This window comes from Sphingomonas sp. SP5 (assembly GCF_058313455.1).
The window spans coordinates 165,186-184,292 of sequence record NZ_JBZFLF010000006.1 but is presented as its reverse complement, the minus strand read 5'-3'; the positions used below and the strand labels follow the sequence as shown (position 1 = coordinate 184,292).

General features: G+C 70.7%; 16 protein-coding genes. 3 read left to right on the top strand and 13 right to left on the bottom strand.

Translation table 11 applies throughout. The features are described from left to right. Positions 1 to 16 precede the first annotated feature (16 nt). Positions 17 to 1,303, top strand: coding sequence for an Hsp70 family protein (locus AC4GY7_RS15315; RefSeq protein ID WP_491115659.1), 1,287 nt, complete (start codon positions 17 to 19; stop codon positions 1,301 to 1,303). A 43-nt stretch (positions 1,304 to 1,346) separates the two neighbouring features. Here the strand turns inward: AC4GY7_RS15315 and paoC are convergent, their stop codons facing one another. The 10 genes from paoC to AC4GY7_RS15265 form a co-directional block, all read right to left on the bottom strand. Beyond that, a complete protein-coding gene (gene paoC, locus AC4GY7_RS15310) occupies positions 1,347 to 3,566 on the bottom strand; it encodes an aldehyde oxidoreductase molybdenum-binding subunit PaoC (RefSeq protein WP_491115657.1) in 2,220 nt (739 codons plus the stop codon). A 5-nt stretch (positions 3,567 to 3,571) separates the two neighbouring features. Next, a complete protein-coding gene (locus AC4GY7_RS15305; protein ID WP_443585392.1) occupies positions 3,572 to 4,522 on the bottom strand; it encodes an FAD binding domain-containing protein in 951 nt (316 codons plus the stop codon). Next, complete coding sequence (gene paoA, locus AC4GY7_RS15300; RefSeq protein WP_491115745.1) at positions 4,519 to 5,172, bottom strand: aldehyde dehydrogenase iron-sulfur subunit PaoA; 654 nt, start codon at positions 5,170 to 5,172, stop codon at positions 4,519 to 4,521. The genes AC4GY7_RS15305 and paoA overlap by 4 nt, the downstream gene beginning before the upstream one ends. Positions 5,173 to 5,244: 72 nt before the next feature. Then, the gene (locus AC4GY7_RS15295) at positions 5,245 to 6,246 is read right to left on the bottom strand and encodes an XdhC family protein (RefSeq protein ID WP_491115655.1); all 1,002 of its coding nucleotides are present in this window, start codon (positions 6,244 to 6,246) and stop codon (positions 5,245 to 5,247) included. Positions 6,247 to 6,396: 150 nt separating this feature from the next. Then, positions 6,397 to 6,984, bottom strand: a complete 588-nt coding sequence (locus AC4GY7_RS15290; RefSeq protein ID WP_491115653.1) for a nucleotidyltransferase family protein — start codon at positions 6,982 to 6,984, stop codon at positions 6,397 to 6,399. Then, positions 6,981 to 7,916 carry an XdhC family protein gene (locus AC4GY7_RS15285; protein WP_491115743.1) on the bottom strand — a complete coding sequence of 312 codons (936 nt, stop codon included), beginning with the start codon at positions 7,914 to 7,916 and terminating at the stop codon, positions 6,981 to 6,983. Before AC4GY7_RS15285 ends, AC4GY7_RS15290 begins: the two co-directional genes overlap by 4 nt. A gap of 101 nt (positions 7,917 to 8,017) precedes the next feature. Continuing rightward, complete coding sequence (locus AC4GY7_RS15280) at positions 8,018 to 9,841, bottom strand: alpha/beta hydrolase family protein (RefSeq protein WP_491115651.1); 1,824 nt, start codon at positions 9,839 to 9,841, stop codon at positions 8,018 to 8,020. Between the two features lie 10 nt (positions 9,842 to 9,851). Next, positions 9,852 to 10,763, bottom strand: coding sequence for an amino acid--[acyl-carrier-protein] ligase (locus AC4GY7_RS15275; protein ID WP_491115649.1), 912 nt, complete (start codon positions 10,761 to 10,763; stop codon positions 9,852 to 9,854). A 1-nt stretch (position 10,764) separates the two neighbouring features. Next, on the bottom strand, positions 10,765 to 11,976 hold the full coding sequence (locus AC4GY7_RS15270; RefSeq protein ID WP_491115647.1) for an acyl-CoA dehydrogenase family protein: 1,212 nt from the start codon (positions 11,974 to 11,976) through the stop codon (positions 10,765 to 10,767). After that, positions 11,966 to 12,217 carry an acyl carrier protein gene (locus AC4GY7_RS15265; RefSeq protein ID WP_491115645.1) on the bottom strand — a complete coding sequence of 84 codons (252 nt, stop codon included), beginning with the start codon at positions 12,215 to 12,217 and terminating at the stop codon, positions 11,966 to 11,968. Before AC4GY7_RS15265 ends, AC4GY7_RS15270 begins: the two co-directional genes overlap by 11 nt. Before the next feature lie 136 nt (positions 12,218 to 12,353). Here AC4GY7_RS15265 and AC4GY7_RS15260 point away from each other — a divergent pair, with 136 nt between their 5' ends. Next, positions 12,354 to 14,009 (top strand): FAD-dependent oxidoreductase, encoded by a 1,656-nt coding sequence (locus AC4GY7_RS15260; protein WP_491115643.1) that lies wholly within the window; start codon positions 12,354 to 12,356, stop codon positions 14,007 to 14,009. After that, the gene (locus AC4GY7_RS15255) at positions 14,006 to 14,938 is read left to right on the top strand and encodes an NAD-dependent epimerase/dehydratase family protein (RefSeq protein WP_491115641.1); all 933 of its coding nucleotides are present in this window, start codon (positions 14,006 to 14,008) and stop codon (positions 14,936 to 14,938) included. Before AC4GY7_RS15260 ends, AC4GY7_RS15255 begins: the two co-directional genes overlap by 4 nt. On the opposite strand, the gene AC4GY7_RS15250 is transcribed toward AC4GY7_RS15255, so the two are convergent. From AC4GY7_RS15250 to AC4GY7_RS15240, 3 genes are read right to left on the bottom strand one after another with little or no spacing between them, the layout of a single operon-like run. Further along, positions 14,899 to 16,215: a lipopolysaccharide biosynthesis protein gene (locus AC4GY7_RS15250; protein WP_491115639.1), complete on the bottom strand. Its 1,317-nt coding sequence runs from the start codon at positions 16,213 to 16,215 to the stop codon at positions 14,899 to 14,901. The genes AC4GY7_RS15255 and AC4GY7_RS15250 overlap by 40 nt on opposite strands. After that, positions 16,205 to 17,848 carry a glycoside hydrolase family 44 protein gene (locus AC4GY7_RS15245; protein WP_491115638.1) on the bottom strand — a complete coding sequence of 548 codons (1,644 nt, stop codon included), beginning with the start codon at positions 17,846 to 17,848 and terminating at the stop codon, positions 16,205 to 16,207. Before AC4GY7_RS15245 ends, AC4GY7_RS15250 begins: the two co-directional genes overlap by 11 nt. Next, the gene (locus AC4GY7_RS15240; RefSeq protein WP_491115636.1) at positions 17,845 to 19,107 is read right to left on the bottom strand and encodes a hypothetical protein; all 1,263 of its coding nucleotides are present in this window, start codon (positions 19,105 to 19,107) and stop codon (positions 17,845 to 17,847) included. The genes AC4GY7_RS15245 and AC4GY7_RS15240 overlap by 4 nt, the downstream gene beginning before the upstream one ends.

Below are 19,107 nucleotides of genomic sequence, written 5' to 3'. Positions count from 1 at the left end.
TGCCCGGACCCGATCCATGACCTTTTCCCCCCGCCGTGCCATCGGCCTCGATTTCGGCACCACCAACACCGTGGCGGCGCAGGCACCGGGCGTGGGCGACCCGTCCCTGGTCACGCTCGACGATGGCGAGGCGGTGTTCCGCACCGCCTTGTGCTTCTGGCACGATGAGGATGTGCGCGGCGGGCTGGCGGTAGAGGCCGGATCGGCGGCGATCCGCGAATATCTGGAATTTCCCTCCGACAGCCGGTTCCTCCAGTCGTTCAAGTCGGTCGCCGCCAGCGCCTCGTTCGACACGGCGCCGGTGTTCGAGCGGCGGCTGCCGTTCGAGGAACTGGGCCGGCTGTTCCTCGGCAAGCTGGCCGGCCATGCCGGCGGCGCGCTCGACCGGCTCGACCGGATCGTCGTCGGCCGCCCGGTCGCCTGGGCGGGCGCGCGGCCCGACGAGGCGCTGGCGCGAACGCGCTACGATGCGATGTTCTCCGGCATCGCGCGAGAGGTGCATTACGTCTACGAACCGCTCGCCGCCGCGTACGGCCATGCCGCCGGGCTGAACGAGCCCGCGACCCTGCTGGTCGCCGATTTCGGCGGCGGCACCAGCGACTTTTCGGTGGTGCGGGTCGCCGAACCCGACGCGCCGCGCCGTTGCGTGCCGATGGGGCATGCCGGCATCGGCCTAGCCGGCGACCGGTTCGACGCGCGGATCGTCGAACGGCTGGTGCTGCCGTTCCTCGGCAAGGGCAGCCAATATCGCTCGTTCGACAAGGTACTCGACATTCCCGGCGGCTATTTCGCCGATGTCGCCGACTGGTCGCGGCTGGCGCTGATGCGCAACCGCCGCACCCTCGCCGAGCTCGACCGGCTGCGCCGCAGCGCGATCGACCCGCAGGCGATCGGGCGGTTGATCGCGCTGATCGAGAACGAGCTCGGTTTTCCGCTCTACGATGCGGTCGGACGGCTGAAGCGCGCGCTGTCGAGCGCCAATACGGCGCGGTTCGCGTTCGAAGGGGCAGGCGTGGATATCGCCGCCGAGGTGACGCGCGCCGAGTTCGAAGGCTGGATCGCCGACGACGTCGCGCGGATCGCGGCGACGGTCGACAAGGCACTCGCCGCGGCGGGAGTGGACGAGGGGCAGGTCGACCGGGTGTTCCTGACCGGCGGGACCTCGCTCGTCCCCGCCGTGCGATCGATCTTCACCGATCGCTTCGGCGCGACGCGGATCGAGAGCGGCGGCGAACTCACCTCGATCGCACACGGCCTCGCGCTGATCGCGCAGCAGGACGACGTGGCAGCCTGGGCGGCCTGACCCGCCCCGGAGTACGTCCGGGGCGGGAGCCGCCGTCACGCGATCACGCGATCGCGGGCAGCTTTTCCAGATGCTTGTCGAGGGTGAGCGGATAGTCGCGAATGCGCACGCCGGTCGCATTGTAGACCGCATTGGCCACCGCAGCGCCGACCCCGCACAGGCCGAGCTCGCCGACGCCCTTGGCCTTCATCGGATTGGCCTTGTCGTCCGCCTCGTCGAGGAAGAACACCTCCTGATGCGGGATATCGGCATGCACCGGCACCTCGTAGGTGGCGAGGTCGTGGTTGATGAACAGGCCGAAGCGCTTGTCCACCGCCAGCTCCTCCATCAGCGCACCGCCGACGCCCATCGTCATCGCCCCGATCACCTGGCTGCGCGCCGATTTGGGGTTGAGGATGCGCCCCGCCGCGCACACCGCGAGCATGCGCCGGATGCGGGTCGCCCCGGTATAGGCATCGACGCCGACTTCGACGAAATGCGCGCCGAAGGTGGACAGCTGCCACTGCTTTTCGAGGTCGCCGAACTCGATCTTGTCCTCGGCGGACAATTCGCCCGCTTTGGCCGCCTCGGCCAAGGCGGCGGAGCGGTTGCCGCTGGTCACCTTGCCGTCGGCGAATACCGCGTCCGCCGAATTGTAGCCAAGCCGCTGCGCCACCGCCGCGCGCAGCTTGACGCAGGCGGCATAGACGCCGGCGGTGGAGTTGGCGGCGCCGAACTGCCCGCCCGATCCGGCGGACACGGGGAAAGCGGAATTGCCCAGCTTCACCACCACGGCATCGAGCGGCACGCCCATCATTTCCGCCGCGGTCTGCGCGATGATCGTGTAGCTGCCGGTGCCGATATCGGTCATGTCCGTCTCGACCGTCACCACGCCGTCGCGGCCCAGCCGCACGCGGGCGCCCGACGCCATGTTGATATGGTTGCGGAAGGCGGCGGCGACGCCCATGCCGACCAGCCAGCGGCCGTCGCGGACCTGCGCGGGCCGCGCATTGCGGCGCGCCCAGCCGAACCGCTCCGCGCCCTCTTCCAGGCAGCGGACCAGCTGGCGCTGCGAGAAACGGCGTTCGGGCTTTTCGGGGTCGACCTGCGTGTCGTTCTTCACGCGAAAGGCGATGGGATCCATGCCGAGCTTTTCGGCCATCTCGTCCATCGCGATTTCCAGCGCCATCATGCCCGGCGCCTCGCCCGGCGCGCGCATCGCATTGCCTTCGGGCAGGTCGAGCACCGCCAGGCGCATCGCGATCAGGCGATTGGCGCCGGCATAGAGCAACTTGGTCTGATTGACCGCCGTTTCGGGCTCGCCGTTCGGCTGGTCGCCCGATCCGCTCTCGTGCGCGATCGCGGTGATCGTGCCATCCTTGTTCGCGCCGATGCGGATGCGCTGGCGCGTCGCGGGCCGATGCGTGGTGTTGTTGGGGATGAACGGCCGGCTGAGCGCCAGCTTCACCGGCCGCCCCGCCGCCTTGGCACCGAGCGCCGCCAGCACCGCATCGGTGCGCAGGAAGAGTTTGCCACCGAAACCGCCGCCGACATAAGGCGACATGAAGGTGATCTGCTCCTTGGGGATGCCCAGCGTCTTGGCCAGGTCGCCATGCCCCCAGGCGATCATCTGGTTGGACGTCCACAGCGTCAGGTGATCGCCCTGCCACGACGCGATCGAGGCGAACGGCTCCATCATCGCATGGCTTTGATCGGGCGTCGTATAATGGCCGTCGAGCTTGACCGGCGCGGCGGCGAACGCCTTGTCGAACGCGCCGGTGCGGTCCACCGGCGGCGCGCCGCTGCCCTCGTCGCTGTCGCCGCCGGTCAGCGGCGCCGTCTTCAACGCCTCGTCGAGGTCGAAGCGCCCCTTGGCGCGCGCGTAATCGACGCGGACGAGCGCGGCGGCGGCGCGCGCCTGTTCGAACGTATCGGCGACGACGACGACGAGCGCCTGGTGGTAATGATCGACATCGGGGCCGCCGAGCAGCTTCACCGTGTTGAACTTGCCCTTGCCAAGCTTGCCCGCATCGGCGGCGGTGACCACGGCGATGACGCCCGGAGCCGCCTTGGCCGCAGCGGTTTCGATCGCGTTGACCCGGCCCTTGGCGATCGCCGATCCGACGACATAGCCGTAAGCGGCATTCGCCACGTCGGCGTGATGCTCATAGGCGTAGCGCGCCTGCCCCGTCGTCTTGAGCGGGCCGTCGATGCGATCCTGCGCACGGCCGACCACCTGCATGCGGTCGATCGGGTTGGCGCCTGCGGGAGTTTCAAACTTCATGGATTTCAGGCCTTCGCTTCGGCGATGACGGCGGCCAGCGCGCGGGTGGCGAGCGGCAGCTTGAACGCATTGTCCCGGGTCGGCGTCGCACCCTGGAAGGCGCGGGCGGTGACGGCGGCGGCGCCCTGCGGCAGCAGCGCCTCGGCCGCCTCCACCCGCCACGGGCGGGGCGCGACGCCGCCGAAGGCGACGCGGCCGGTGCCGTCCGGCTGGATCACCGCGGCGACCGACACCAGGGCATAGGCATAAGAGGCGCGGTCGCGCACCTTTTCATACAGGTGCTTGCCGCCCAATGGCTTGGGCAGGACCACGGCCGTGATGAGTTCGCCGGGCTTCAACACCGTATCCTGTTCGGGATGGTCGCCCCACAAACGATGGAAATCGGCGATCGGGATCGACCGGCGCTGACCGGCGCCGTCCACCGTCTCGATCACCGCATCCAGCACGCGCATCGCCACCGCCATGTCGCCGGGGAAGGTGGCGATGCAGGCGTTGCTGACGCCGATCACGCCCAGCTGCCGCGAATAGCCGCCGATCGCGGCACAGCCCGATCCGGGCTTGCGCTTGTTGCAGGCCATGTTGGTGTCGTAGAAATAGGGGCAGCGGGTGCGCTGCAACAGGTTACCCGCGGTGGTGGCCTTGTTGCGCAATTGACCGCTCGCCCCCGCCACGATCGCGCGGGTCAGCACGCCATAATCGCGCCGCACGCGCTCGTCGGCGGCGAGATCGGTGTTGGTGACGAGCGCGCCGATGCGCAGACCGCCCTCACGCGTCTTCTCGATCCGGTCGAAGCCCAGGTCCTGCACGTCGACGAGGTGCGTCGGCGTCTCCACCTCGATCTTCATCAGGTCGAGCAGGTTGGTGCCGCCCGCGATGAACTTGGCGCCCTGCCGTCCCGAGACGGCGCGGGCCGCGGCGACGGCATCCTTGGCGCGTTCGTAAGTGAAGGCCTTCATGCCTTGGCTCCCGCGACGTTCACCCCGGCTACCTCCGCCATCGCCTCTGCGATGTTGGAATAGGCACCGCAGCGGCAGATGTTGCCGCTCATCCGTTCGCGCAGCTCGCCATTGGTCGGCTGCGGCTTGGCCATCAGGTCGGCCTGGACGTGGCTGGGCACGCCGCGCTTGATCTCGTCGAGCACGGCAACGGCGGAGCAGATCTGGCCGGGGGTGCAATAACCGCACTGATAGCCATCGTGCTTGACGAAGGCGGCCTGCATCGGATGCAGCTTTTCAGGGCTCCCCAGCCCCTCGATCGTGGTGATCGCATCGCCCTCGTGCATCACGGCGAGGCTGAGGCAGGAATTGATCCGTACGCCGTCGACCATCACCGTGCACGCGCCGCACTGGCCATGGTCGCACCCCTTCTTGGTGCCGGTAAGGTGGAGATGTTCGCGCAAGGCATCGAGCAGCGTCGTGCGCGGGTCGAGCGACAGGTTGCGCGTCTCGCCATTGACCTTGAAGCGCACCGGCATGGTCGGCGCGGCCTGTTCCCGCGCCGGCGGCCGCGGCGTCGCGCTTGCGGGGGCGGCGGCGACGACCGCGGTCGCCGTGCTGCCCGCCAGGACGCCGCGACGCGACACCCCCGTTTCCGATGTTGCTGCCATCGACTCGATCATCCCTGTCTTTCCCATCCGGGCGACCGGCACGCATGTGCCACCGCGCCCAACTTCACCATATCAAACGCTTGAAGCGCACAATTCGTCGCACGCGCGCTGCACGCCGTCATCGCTACGGTCCGTTACCGCACGTTCGGCGGTGAATGCCTCATAGGCCTCGGCGACCTGCGCCATGATCGAGATGGCGAGCGTCGCCGGATCGCGCGTCGCATGGATCAGCCCGATCGGCCCGACGATGCGGTCGATCGCCTGCGTCTCGCCGCCCGCTGCGGCCAGCCGCCGCCGCCGTTCGGCCTGGGTGCGCAGGCTGCCCATCGCGCCGATGAAGAAGGGGCGCTGGTCGAGCGCCTGCAGCAGCAGCCCGGTTTCCCAATCGTGATCGTGGAACAGCGCGACCACCGCGGTCCACCGATCGATCGCCAGCGCGGGCGAGGGGCCGAGCACGCGGAGCAGCGCGGCGTCGCTGCCGCGTGCCTGCGCCTCGGCGACGATCGCCTCCTGCGGGCTGAGCAGCAGCGTGCCCGCACCATAGGCCCGCGCGACGTCGAGCAGCGCCAGCGGTTCCGCACCCTGGCCGAGGATCGCGACCCGCGGATCGGGATCGTGGCGGATGTGGAAGCCGCCCGCTGCCCAGCCGGTGCCGCGGTCCGCAGCGTCGATATCGATGCCGCCGTCGCGCGTCAGGCGCAGGCCGAGCGGCTTGCGTGCCTCCAGCGTGGCGATGGCCGCGGCGAGCACGGCCGGATCTGGCCGGGGCGTGAAGAGCAGGTCGATGCCGCCGCCGCATGGCAGCCGGATATCGATGTAGCGCGATCCCGCGCCATAGCGGACCAGCCGCGCCGCGCAGTCGGCCAGCGCCTCCTGCGCCTCGGCGATCACCGCCGCCTCGATGCAGCCACCCGAGAACGAACCGATCGCGCTACCGTCCGCAGCGATTGCCATATGCTCGCCCGGCCGCCGCACCGCGCTGGCGGTGACGTCGGTCAGCGTGACCAGCGCCGCCGGCTCGCCACGCTGCGCGCAGGCGCTCAGGAACCGCAGGATGGAGAGCGCCTGCTTCACGGCAGCACCCTGGCCGTCGGGAGGGCATCGAGGAGAGGGAAAGCGGGCAACATCATCTACCTAGGTCGGGCGACCCGGATCGACAATGCGCCCCGGGGTTGATGCGGTGATGAACGCGGCTCAGCAAAGATCGATCATCGCCGGCGCGGTTCAGCGGCCGTCGTGGTCACGCAGCAGGCGTTCGGCGCGGTGCAGATCCTCCACCCAGTCGATGTCGATCAGCGACGGCCCCGGCGCGAGGACGCGATCGGCGCGGTCGAGCAGCACGCGCGCACCGCGGTCGCCCGACAGGCGCTCCAGCGTATCGAACCAGCCGGCGCCGAAGATCGCCGGCGGCATGGCGAGGGTGCCGTCCGACGAGGCGACGATGCCGCCGACCTGCTGCCAGCGGTCGACGAGCGCACCGAAATGGTCCGCGGTGACCAAGGGCATGTCGGCGAGCGCGATCAGCACCGCCTCGACGCCAGACGCGCGGGCGGCAGCGACCCCGAGCGCGATCGATCGCGACAGGCCCGCCTCCGGCCGGTCGTTGGCGACCGCGGCAAAGCCGGGGCAATCGGGCGCGGCGGGTGCGGGGCCGGTCACCACCACATAAGCGGCAAGGCGCAGCGCCAGCAGCCGGTCCGCCGCGTGCCGCACCAGCGGGCGGCCGCCCAGTCCCGCGGTGACCTTGTCGGCGGCGCCGAAGCGGGTCGAGCGGCCGGCGGCGAGCAGGACCGCCGCGATGGGCTTGCTCATCCCCGCTCCACCGCGCCCGGCGCGAGTGCCGCCACCATGCCGGCCGCGACCGACAGGGCGATCTCCGCCGCTCCCATCGCGCCGATGTCGATGCCCGCAGGCCCGTGGATCCGGTCGAGATCGGCCGTCGACACCCCGGCCGCGGCGAGGCGTTCGCGCCGCGCGGCATGGCTGCGCCGCGATCCCAGCGCGGCGACATAGCCGGTCGGCCGCGCCAGCGCCGCGATCAGCGCGGGATCGTCGATCTTGGGATCGTGGCTCAACGTCACCACCGCGCTCGCCGCATCGGGCGCCCAGGCGGCGATCGCCTCGTCCGGCCAGCGATCGTCGAGCGTGACGCCGGGGAAGCGCGCGGGGGTCAGGAAGCGTCCGCGCGGGTCGATGACCACCGGCTGCGCGCCGATCGTACGGGCGATGGCGGCGAGGCTCTGGGCGATCTGTACCGCGCCGACGATGAACAGGCGGCGCGGCGGCAGGTAGCGGTTGACGAAGGCGGCCGGGTCGTCGGCGGTGCCGGCCGTGCTGATCCCGGTCGCAAGGTCGCTCGACACCGCCACCGGCTTGCCATTGCGCCGCCCTTGCGCGATCAGGTCGAACAGCGCGGGCGGAAAGCCGTGGTCGCCGACCGGTTGCACCAGCACCTCGATCGCGCCGCCGCACGGCAGGCCCAGCTCCCAGGCGTCGGCATCGGCGACGGCGGTGCGCAGCCGCTCCGCCGTTCCACCGGCGATGACCTGGGCGGCCAGCGCCAGCACCTCGCTTTCGACGCATCCGCCCGACACCGATCCTTCGAAGCGGCCATCGGCGCCGACCAGCATGTGGCTGCCGCGCGGTCGCGGCGCGGACCCCCAGGTCGACACCACGGTGGCGAGCGCCATGGGCGTATCGCCCCAGGCGCGGTATGCGGCGTCGATCGTGTCGTAATCCTGCATGTCCGCCTCGCCGGTGCCGTCCAGATCGCGGGCGATGGACGACGGCGCGCCGGCGGGCAAGCCGGATGCGTCACCTGTGTACGATCAGGTGCTGTGTACGGTCACGCCGCGGCTCTCGCGGGTGGCGCCACGGCCGGCGCGGTCGGTACGCCATGCTCGGCGGTCACCGCCTGCATCGTCGTGATCGCCAGGTCATAGAAGCGCGTGCGCGCCTCGCGGCCGTTGAAATGATGGTCGGCACGGTTGAGCAGGATCATCCGCGCCGGCGCATAAGCGGCAAGGCGCCGCGCCCGGGCGCCGAACTGCATGGTCATTTCGGCAAGGCCCGGATCCTCGTCGCTGAAGATCATCGTCGCATGCACCCGCCGCCCGGCGAGCGCCTGCATCTGTTCGCGGACCAGCGCGGTTTCCGATCCGGGCGCCGGCGGCAGCAGGCTGCGCACCGCGTGGCGGGTGCGCGCCCAGCCGCGCTTGCTCAGCACGCGGGCGATCCCCTTCAGGTCCGCTTCGCCAGCGAACATCCGCCGCCATTCGCCGGGATTGCGCATCGCGCGCAGATAGCCCTTCAGCGAGCGCTTGTTGTCGCGCACCGCGACGCGGATATCGTCGCCGTAATGCCAGATGAACTTCTGGAGATTGAGGATGACGTGCCCTGCCACGCGCGGGTCGGCGAGCGTCACCTGCAAGGCGGTGTGCGCCCCCGAACACAGGCCGAAGGCGACGACCTTGCCAAAGCCGGCGGCGGCAAGGCGGTCGATCCCCGCCACGCCTTCCGCGATCCGTTCGGGATCGTAGTGCGGATGGCGCGGATTGTCGCCCGCCGGGCTGTCGCCCATCCCGGTCAGGTCCATGCGCAGCGAGGCGAAACCCGCCGCCGCGAGCCGCCGGGCGAGCGCGACGTAAGCGCGCCCGTTGCCGATATGATGGGTGCTGCCCTCGTGCAGCAGCAGCGCGGCGACCGAGGCCGGCGCCTGCGTACGCGGGCGGCACAGGATGCCGAACAGCGCCTCGTCCGCGCCGAAGCGCACCGGCTCCTCCACCCAGTCCGTCGCCGCGAGCATCGGCGCCACGGGCACGGCGGGATAGGCGGGAACCGCGTGCGCGCCGGCACCCTGTTCGGCCGCCCAGGCGGTGACGGCGGCGAAGGTCGCCTGCGGCGTCTCGTTGGTCGTCGGGTCCTGCATCCAGCCTTCGTAATCGGGGAAGGGCTGCTCGCTCACCGCAGCGCCCGCCGCGCGCCATGCGGCGGCGAGCTTGCCCGGCCGCCGGTCGCCGCGCGCCGGGATCAGCAGGGCGGGGCAGGCGGGAGCGGTGGCGGTGGTGAGGTCGATGCCGGCCACTTCCCGCTGGAAGGCCGCCGACCAGTGGAAGCCGTTGGTATTGAGCGGCAGGTCGCTATCCGCCGCCGGCACGGGATCGAGGCCGGAAAGGCTGGCGATGCTCGCCGAGGCCCGCGTCTCGCGCATGAAGGCCTGGCCCGACAGGACCGGTGCGACCAGCATCAGCGCGGCGACATCCGGGATGCCGGCCGCCGCCTGCATCGCCACCGCCGCCCCCAGCCGCACGCCACCGAGGATCACCGCGCCGACGCCGCACCGCTCGCGCAGCACCGCCGCGGCATGCACCGTGTCGGTGGCGAGGCCGGCGAGCGTCACCGCCCGGTCGTCGCCGTCGCCGGTGCCGGCATAATCGAAGCGGATCGTCGGCAGCCCGGCGGCGGCGAGCTGGTCGGCAAGCGCCATCATGCCGTAATGCGTACACACCTCTTCCTGGGCGAAGGCGGAGCACAGCACGACGCCGACCGGGCGTTCGCCGCGCGGGGTGGCGGCGCCGGATGACGGGCCGTCCGCGGCGGCATGCAGCCAGCCGAAGCAGCCGTCGAAATAGATCGGCGTGCGTGTCGTCGCGATGGCTCTCCCTTCCATCGTCGCCCCCTCAGTCCAGGCCGAGCGTGTCGCGCACGCCCGCCGGCCAGTCGGCAAGGTCGAAACCGTGGTGGCGGAGCAGCGCCAGCACCAGCCGCTCCATCCCGAACGCACAGCAGGCGGTCTGCGCCGGCTGGCCGTCCGGCGTGCGGATGTCCCAGGTGTCGCCGAAATAGCTCATATGGTAGTTGAAGCTGACGCAGGCGGTCGGCCCGGCGCCGTCGTTCACCGGCACCAGCAGCTCAAACTTCAGGTTCTGCATCCGCTGGCTGTCCGCCATCAGCTTGCCCGCGCGACCGAAGAACGGATCGTTGGCGACATCGACCTCGAACGGTAGGGCGAGCGAGCGGGCGAAGGCCTGGCCGCGCTCCATCCAGTCCTGGCGGAAGGCGAGCACCTGTTCGGGCGTGCCGATCCGCACATATTCGCGCATGCGGAACAGCTGCAACCGCGTCGGCTCCAGCGACGGTTCGTGGCGGAAGCAATAGGAGGCGACATCGACCAGATGGCCGTCCTCGGCCAGTACGCCGCGCTGCGCGACGATCGGATAGACCGAATAGCAGGCGGCCGGCGTCAGCACGAGATCGGCGGGCTGCTGGTTCCCCATCCAGTCCTCGCCGCGCTCCATCTGGCCCATCAGCTTGTGATGCGCGCGATCGTCGCCGCAGAAGCAGTGCACGGTTCCCGCGAAGTGCGGGAAGTTCTTCATGTAGCCGCTCTTCTCGAACGTCTTCTGCGCCATAGCGGGCGGGAAGCGCATCACCTCCGCCCCGTCGGCCAGCCCGGCACGGGTGATCGCGCGGTCGAGGCCGTCGTACACCGCCTCGAACGTGCCGTTGCGACCCCACAGGCCGTCGATGCCGGTCGGGAAGAGGATGCCGTCCGCCACCAGGCGGCTGCGGAAGCTGGTATGCATCTCCATGTCAGATCGTTCCCAGGTCGGTGCGCTGCGCGAGGAGCAACTGCCCCGTATTCGCGGCAATGCGGTCGTTGTTGATCATCAGCTGCGCCGACACGATGTCGCGCAGGTGGCGGCCGACGCTGAATTCGGTGCCATTCTTGTAGCCGGCCATGCCGCAGATACGCATCGCCTCCATCACCACGTCGCAGGCGGTTTCCGACACGTCGAGCTTCAGCATGTTGAGCGCCGCAGCCCGCGCCATGCCGGTCGGCCAGCCCGCCTCGTCGGGCGCCATCGCCGGGGGACCATCGGTAAGCGGCGAACAGGCGTCGAACTGCGCGATCAGCGGCCCCAGCCGCGCGCGCAGGCCATCGATCTCGCCCGAAGCCCTTACCAGTCGCGCCGCGCCCGGCGGCACCGCACCGCGGCTGCGTCGCGCCTGCGCGCGCAGGAAGCGGCGCGCCCGCGCCAGCGCCTCGATCGCGATGCCGGTCCAGGCGGCGCTCCAGAGGAGGTGCGACACCGGCACCATCGATTCGGCCGAAATCTCGGCAAAGGATGCGGGCAGCACCTGGTCGGGGCTGCCGCTTGCCCGGAAGGTGAAGCCGATGCTGCAGGTGCCGCGCATGCCGAGCGCGTCCCAGCTGCCGGTCGGCTCCATCTCCGCCTGATCGCGCGGCACCGTCACCATCACCTGTTCCGACGCGACCGCATCGGCATGCGCGCGCGCCGTGACCAGGAACACGTCGGCATGCGCGCCGTAGGACACGGTCGGCGCCTGCTTGACCAGCGTCAGCCGGCCATCGGCGATCTCGACCGCGCACGCGCTCGATCGCGTGTCGCCGCCGATCCCGACTTCGGAGGTGATCGAGGCGAGCAGCAATTGCTCGGCGGCGATCCGCGCGGCGAAGGCGCGGTGCCAATCCTGGTCCAGCCCGTGGCCGACGATGCAGGCAAGCTGGCTGTGATGCATGGCATAGACCATCGCGGTCGAGGCGCACACGCGGCCCAGCGCCTGCGTCTGCCGCGCCAGATCGGCCAGCGAGGCGCCCTGGCCACCCAGCGAGGCTGGCACCATCGCGCCCAGCAACCCTTCCTCGCGCAGCGCCTGCACCGCCTCGTGCGGGAAGCGCCCGTCGCGATCCACCGCGTCGGCGAACTCCGCCGCGACGGCGACCACGCGGGCGATGCCGCCGGGCAGCGGCTCGCCCTCGGTCACCGGTTCATGCAGCATGCGCTTCGCCCTTGACCGACGTGATCGCGGCCATCAGCGCATCGATGCTGACGAAGGTGGAACGGACCAGCAGCGAATCGGGGAAGGCGACGTCGAATTCGTCCTCGATCGCCAGCATCACCCCGACCGTCGCGAACGACGTGAGCCCGGCGACGAACAGGTCGTCGCGGGTCGACAGGCTGCCGACCGGGCGGGCGAGCCCGCCGACATCGTCGAGAATGGCGCGGATGGTAGCTTCCAAGTCAGGTTCCTCGGGACGAGAAGGGATTGGTCGCTGATCTAGGTCACAGGCTTTAAGAATTGGTAGGCGAGGCGGCACGCCGATTGTCGCTGCCGCATTAACTCTCGGGCAGCGCTTTGCTGTTACCGCGACGCTCGTGATTGCCCAGGCCAGCGAACTCGACACCCTTGCCCTGCGTACCGGCGTCTGCATCGTCGGCGGCGGTCCCGTCGGTATTGCCCTGGCCCTGTCGCTTGCCGAGGGCGGACGCGACGTGCTGCTGCTGGAGGCGGGTGATCTCGCCCGCGATCCTGCGGTACAGGCCTTTTACGAAGGCGCGGTCGCCGACCCGGCGCTGCACAGCCCGACGGTCGAATATCGCGAACGCCGGCTGGGCGGCACCAGCACCGTGTGGGGCGGCCGCTGCATGCCGCTCGATCCGATCGACTACGAGCCGCGCGACTGGGTGCCGGACAGCGGCTGGCCGATCGGCGCAGACGCGCTCGCCGCTTATTATCCGCAAGCGAACCGACTGTGCGAGGTCGGCGACTTCGACTATCGCGCCGGCACCGCGCTGCCGCCGGGCACGCGGCCGATGATCGCGGGCTTCGCCGGCGACCATTACAGCGACGATTCGCTCGAACGGCTGAGCTGCCCGACGGATTTCGGCGCGCGGTATCGCAATCGGTTGGCGCAAGCGGGCAACGTGCGCGTGCTGCTGCGCGCGGCGGTGCAGTCGATCGACCTCGATCCCGCGGGCGGGCGCGTCGCCGGCCTGTCCGTCCGCGATGCGGGCGGGCGGACGCTGACCGTCACGGCGGACGAGGTCGTGCTGGCGCTCGGCGGCCTCGAAACGCCGCGGCTGATGCTGGCGAGCCGCGCCGTGCACGCCGCCGGCGTCGGCAACGGACACGACGTGGTCGGCCGCTATTACATGAGCCATCTGGCCGGCACGATCGGCGCCTTTCGCGCCGCCGCTCCGGCTGCGGTGTGGCACGGCTACGATATCGCCGACGACGGCACCTATTGCCGCCGCCGGCTGGCACTGAGCGACGCGGCGCAGCGCCGCCACCGGATCGGCAACGTCGTGCTGCGCCTGCACCATCCGCGCATCGGCGATCCGGCGCATGGCACCGGCATCCTGTCCGCGCTGTTCCTCGGCCGGCTGCTGGTGCCGCGGCATTATCGCGGACGGCTGGTCGGCAGCGACGCGGGCGGACCGCTCGGCACGCTGGCGCACGTCCGCAACGTCGCCCGTCAGCCGGCGGCGGTCGCGCGCTTCGCCGCGCAGATGCTGGTTGCCCGGCGGCTCGCCGCACGCAAATATCCCTCGATTGTGGTCGAGCCGCGCGACGGCGCCTACAGCCTGGACGTGCATGCCGAGCAGCAGCCCAATCGTGACAGCCGCGTCCTGCTGGGCGACGCGCGCGATGCCTACGGCATGCCGCGGCTGCTGGTCGATTGGCATTACACCGCGGGCGATATCGATACGCTGCGCACCGCGCTGGCGCTGCTCGCCGAGGATCTGGCGCGATCGGGCTGCGGCCGGTTCGACTATGATCCGGACGCGGTGGAGGCGGAGATGACGCGCTACGGCGCTTATCCCGGCCATCATATCGGCACGGCACGCATGGGCGACGATCCGCGGCGGAGCGTCGTGGATCGGCATTGCCGCGTCCATGGCATCGCCAACCTGCACGTCGCGGGCGCGGCGGTGTTTCCGACATCGAGCCAGGCCAATCCGACGCTGACCGCGGTCGCGCTGGCGCTGCGGCTCGCCGAACGGCTGAAGACGGGGAAGGGACGGGCATGATGCGGGTATTGGTGCTGGGCGCGGACGGGTTCGTCGGCACGAAGGTGGTGGCGGCGCTCGCGGCGAGCGGCTGGGCGAGCCCGGTCGCCGGCGGCCGGCGCGGCCGGCCCGGCGTGACCGAGCGGGTCGTCGTCGATGCGACGGACGTCGCGGCGCTGACCACCGCGCTCGCCGGGATCGACGCCGTCGTCAACTGCGTCGCGGGCGGCCCCGACACCATCACCCGCAACGCCGCCGCACTGTTCGCCGCGGCCGGCGATCGGCGCGTCGTGCATCTCAGCTCGATGGCGGTATACGGCAGCGCCACCGGCCGCATCGACGAAACCGCACCCTTGCTCGCCGACAGCGGTGCCTATGCCGCGGCCAAGGCTGAGGCGGAGCGCGCCGCGGCGGGATCGGACACGGTCATCCTGCGCCCCGGCTGCATCTACGGCGCAGGCAGCCCGCAATGGTCCGACCGGATCGCCACCCTGCTCCGGCAGCGCCGGATCGGCGATCTCGGCGCGGCGGGCGATGGATGCAGCAACATCGTCCATGTCGACGATGTCGTCGCCGCGATCCTGGCGGCGCTGCGCCGCGGCACGGGCGGCGCGGCCTATAACCTCGCCCAGCCCGATGCGCCGGACTGGAACGGCTATTTCCTGGCATTTGCGCGTGCGCTCGGCGCGGTGCCGATCCGGCGTGTGCCCCCCTGGCAGCTGCGGCTGGACAGCAAGGTCCTGGCGGTGCCGCTGGTGCTGGCGCGCCGCGTCACCGGCGCGCTGCCGCCGCCGATCCCGCCGTCGCTGGCGCGGCTGTGGCAGCAGGACATCCGCCTCGATCCCGCGAGGGCGACGCGCGAATTGGGTATCGCCTGGACGCCGCTGGCGGCGGGCGTCGCCGAGGCGGCTCAGGCCATTGCGGAGCGGCGGCGGCTCAGCGCGGCGTAGAGTTCGCCGATCGGGGTGAACCCCAGCCGGCGCTGCGCGACGATCGAACCGCCGATCGCATTGACCAGCATCGTCGCCGCCGTCGCGATTCCGGCCCCGTCCGCGCCTAGCGACGGCACGAAGCCGACCAGCCCGGCAAGCAGCGTCACCAGCGCCAGCGCGTTGAGCCGCAGCAGCGCGCGCGCATAGCCCGTCATGCCGAGCAGTTCGGGCGTGGTGGTGGTGAGCGCCGCGGCGAGCTGGCCGATCAGCAGGATGCGCAGCGTCGATGCGGCAGGCGCGAAATGCGCACCGAACAGCATCAGGATGCGCGTAGGCTCGATCGTCACCAGCGCGATCGGCAGCAGCGCCAGCGCCAGCGCGAAGCCGAGCGCGCGCCGCGCCTCGCGCCGCAGGCCGGCATGGTCGTGCAGCATGTAGAGGCGCGCGAAGCGCGGCGAGACCAACGACGCGACGCCGCTGACGAACATGTAGATCACCAGCACCACCCGCCACGCGATCGCATACAGGCCCACCGCATCGGTGGTCGACAGCGCACCGAGGACGAACGGCGGTGCGGCGCTGATGAGCAATTGCACCAGCTCGACGCTGAACAGCGACAGGCCGATCGACAGCAGCGGCGCCGCGGTGCCGCGCACCGCCGGCTTGGCGGGCAGGTGCTGGAACAGCATCGCTGTGCCGATCACCGCCGCCAGTGCCATGGCGCCGGCGATGGCGAGCAGCGCCAGGGCGACGTCGAGCGGCAGCAGAAAGGCGATGACGCAGAACAGCCCCGGCCACAGCCAGGTGTAGACGATCTGGCTCTCGGTCACGCGGTGCAGGCCGGCGAGCGCGCCCGCGGTCAGGCTCGACAGGTTGAGCGGGATGATCGACAGCGCGCCGATCAGGAACAGCGGCGTCATCGCCGGCTTGTCCATGACATGCCGCGCGATCGGCCAGGCGAGCGCGGCGGTGAGGATCGCGAGGCCGACCGACAGCGCCAGCACCAGCGCCAGCGCGCGCCACAGCGCCGCGCGCGCGCCGGCGGTGTCGCCGTGTGCCAGCGCCCGCGCCATCTCGCGGGTCAGCGCCCGGTCCACCCCCAGCCGGCCGAGGCCGGAGGCGAGGCTCATCGTCCCGAACACGATGTAGAAGGCGCCGACCTGATCGAGCGGCAGCCGCAGCGCGATCATCAGGTGCATGCCATAGCGGCAGGGGATGTCGATCAGCCGCGTCGCGGTGGTGACCAACGACCCGCCGTGGCGGGTCCGCATGCGGCCAAGAAGTTCAGCGACCATCGGGATGCAGTTCGAACAGAGTGATGCTTTGCGGCGGCAGGGTCGCCGACAGGGTGCCGCCGCCGTAGGGCGTGCCGGCGATCTCCGCCAGCCTGCCGCGCGACAGGCGCACGCCGGTGACGCGGCCGCGGACTGCGAAATGATCGAGCGCAATGCTCACCGGCCGCTCGGCGTCCGCGTCCTTGTTGATCGCGACCAGCGTCAGCGCACCGTCGCGTGCGCGCAGCGCGGCGAAGACGGCGAGATGATCCGGGTCCGGCGCGCGGGCGGCGACGCTGGTCTCGCCGAAGCCACGGCCATGGCCGTCGGCGTTGCGGTACAGCTTCATCGCCAGATACGCCGGGCTGCCAGCGGGCGGCGTCATCCAGCGCGCCGCCATGTCGAGCCCCTCGCGCCCGAAGATGCCGAGCACGTCGGCCTGGGCGGTGGCCCCGTTCATGTGGCGCGGCGCCCCCCAGTCATATTCGGTGATCGCGATCGGCGTGCCCGCCCGGTAATAGCGCGCCGTCCAGTCGCGCAGCCGCGGGATCAGCGCCACCGTGTCGGCGATCCAGCTGGTGTCGCGATAGCCGGGGTCCCACAGCAGCCGCGTCGACCGGTTGCGCAAGGCCTGCATCGCCGGCGATACGTCGTCGTCGCCGTCCGCATGGAACTCGCCGCCCTGGGGATAGAAATGGACGCTGACGATATCGATCGGATGGCCGGCGGCGCGCCATTGCGTCAGCAGCCAGGGCAGCAGGTCCATGCCGCCCGTTTCGTGCGTGCGGTCGGGCAGGGCGTCATAGCCGTGCGCATCGCCCTGTTGCTGGTCGAAGCCGCTGTAGCGATATTCGCCCCAACCCCAGGCCTCCGGTGCCATCACCTGCGCCGACGGATCGGCCGCCTTCACCAGCCGCGCATAGGCGATCGTGCGCGCCGCCTGTTCGCGGGCGTGCAGGCCGACCGGCAGCACATCGCGGTGGATATCGTGCCAGCGCGTCGTCTCGTTATCCAGCGCATAGAAGCGGATGCCGCCGCGCGATGCCGGGCCGAAGCGGGCGACCAGTCCTTGCAGCCACGCGGCTGTTTCCGCCGGCGACACGGGATGCGCCGCATCGTGCGGGTTGTTGCCGGTCACCGGCGTGCCATCCGGCCGCACGCCGTTGCCCGCATCGGGCAGGCCGACGCGATCGTTCGCCTGTTGCGCGCCGTAGCGGGCGATCGAGAAGGCGGCCTGTTTGCCGCCATCGGGCGTCAGCGTCGCGGCCCAGCCGGTCATCGGTACGGTGACGATCGGTTCTGTGCCGCCGACCCGCGCCTGGGCGACGAAGCGCGCGCCATATTGGGCGGGATCGTCGGCGGCGATCGGCAGGCTTTCGAAGAACCAGTCGCGTCCGGCGCCGCGTGCCTCCCTGCGCCAGTCGTACAGCGAGGCGCTGTTGCCGCCCGACCGGTCGAGCGCGAGGCCGAGATCGCGCGCCGCCGCCGGATCGGCGAAACTGGTGCCGTAGATCAAGGGGCTGATCGGATGCCGGTCCGCCGCCGCATCCACCACGATGCGGACCGGCGCGGTGCGCAGGGCGGCGACCGCCGCGATCGACAGCGGCAGCGCGGCGAGCAGGGTCACGATGGCGATGCGGCGGATGCAGATCACGCCGCGCGGCCCAGCTGTTCCAGCCGATAGACGCCGATCGCGATGATCGTCGTCAACTCGCCGGGCGCCAGCGTCATCGGCAGCATCTCGGAGATCAGGATCGCATAGCCGAGGTAATCGCCCAGCGCGGCAACGAACGGATCGTCGCGCCAGCTACGCACCGTGCGGAAGATCAGCATGCCGCGCGCGGGAATGGCGAGGATCAGGATCGCGCCGACGATGCCGAATTCGAACACCACGCCCATCCAGGTGATGTCGGCGAGGAAGAAGAAATGGTTGAAATAGGTCATCAGCCCGGCGGGATCGATCGGGCTGATCGTGCCGACGCCGAAAGTCCAGCGCAGCGGGTCGGTGCCGAGGAACGCGATCGCCTTCACCGTCGAGATCCAGCGCACGTCGAAGGCGAAGGCTTTGTCGGTGCTGAAGATCGACGCCATATAGGGCACCTGCAACAGCGCACCCAACGCGAACGGGATCAGCGCGACCAGCACCATCTTCATCCGCGCACTGGCGGCGAGGAAAGCGGTGATCGCCGCCATCAGCGCCATGCCGAGCACATAGGTGCGCATGCGGACGAGCGCGAAGACGAGCAGGAACCCGGTCGCCCACAGCCCCAGCCAGCCGGGCCGCCGCCGCACCAGGAACACGCGCCAGGCATAGAGGATGCCGACCAGGCCGAAGAACATCGGCAGGCGGATGCGATTGCCCCGGCTGTCCGCGGCCAGCAGCGGCGAATCGCCCGCGACATAATGTTCCGCATAGGCCGATTGCGGCGCCAGTACCCAGATCGCCAGCAGGATGGCAAAGGTCAGCAGCGCGCAGATCGCGAAGGCGACCGCGATCTCGCGGATCGTCGGCCGCAACCAGCGCAACAGTGCGAGGAAGGAAAAGGCGTAGAGGATCGGCAGCAGCTTCACCTGCGCGGCGAGCGCGACGAAAAAGGTCTGCTGGAACGTCACCAGCGAGATGAATGTCGGCACCAGCAGCAGCCAGACGAAGGTGACGAGCAGCTGCCGCGCGGCGAGCGGCCGCGGTCCGGCGAGCAGGTACAGGCACAGCGGCAGCGACAGGATCGGAAATGCCTTGGACAGCGCCCACAGCGGCGGCAGCAGCTTGACGTAGTGAAAGCTCTGCCCGAACAGCGGCAGCACCGCGACGAGGCATGCGACCCGTGCCCAGCGCACGTCGATCGCACGCAGGCGCGCGATCGGGCCGCCGCGGAGGGACGGCCGTTCGACCGGGGCGGCCGCCGCGATCAT

What these genes read in the sequence shown, in the direction of transcription:
- AC4GY7_RS15290 (WP_491115653.1), bottom strand. Translation starts at nt 6,984, where the DNA reads ATGAGCAAGCCCATCGCGGCGGTCCTGCTCGCCGCCGGCCGCTCGACC.
- AC4GY7_RS15285 (WP_491115743.1), bottom strand. Translation starts at nt 7,916, where the DNA reads ATGCAGGATTACGACACGATCGACGCCGCATACCGCGCCTGGGGCGAT.
- AC4GY7_RS15315 (WP_491115659.1), top strand. Translation starts at nt 17, where the DNA reads ATGACCTTTTCCCCCCGCCGTGCCATCGGCCTCGATTTCGGCACCACC.
- AC4GY7_RS15305 (WP_443585392.1), bottom strand. Translation starts at nt 4,522, where the DNA reads ATGAAGGCCTTCACTTACGAACGCGCCAAGGATGCCGTCGCCGCGGCC.
- paoA (WP_491115745.1), bottom strand. Translation starts at nt 5,172, where the DNA reads ATGGCAGCAACATCGGAAACGGGGGTGTCGCGTCGCGGCGTCCTGGCG.
- AC4GY7_RS15280 (WP_491115651.1), bottom strand. Translation starts at nt 9,841, where the DNA reads ATGGAAGGGAGAGCCATCGCGACGACACGCACGCCGATCTATTTCGAC.
- paoC (WP_491115657.1), bottom strand. Translation starts at nt 3,566, where the DNA reads ATGAAGTTTGAAACTCCCGCAGGCGCCAACCCGATCGACCGCATGCAG.
- AC4GY7_RS15240 (WP_491115636.1), bottom strand. Translation starts at nt 19,107, where the DNA reads ATGATCGCGGCGGCCGCCCCGGTCGAACGGCCGTCCCTCCGCGGCGGC.
- AC4GY7_RS15255 (WP_491115641.1), top strand. Translation starts at nt 14,006, where the DNA reads ATGATGCGGGTATTGGTGCTGGGCGCGGACGGGTTCGTCGGCACGAAG.
- AC4GY7_RS15270 (WP_491115647.1), bottom strand. Translation starts at nt 11,976, where the DNA reads ATGCTGCATGAACCGGTGACCGAGGGCGAGCCGCTGCCCGGCGGCATC.
- AC4GY7_RS15275 (WP_491115649.1), bottom strand. Translation starts at nt 10,763, where the DNA reads ATGGAGATGCATACCAGCTTCCGCAGCCGCCTGGTGGCGGACGGCATC.
- AC4GY7_RS15250 (WP_491115639.1), bottom strand. Translation starts at nt 16,215, where the DNA reads ATGGTCGCTGAACTTCTTGGCCGCATGCGGACCCGCCACGGCGGGTCG.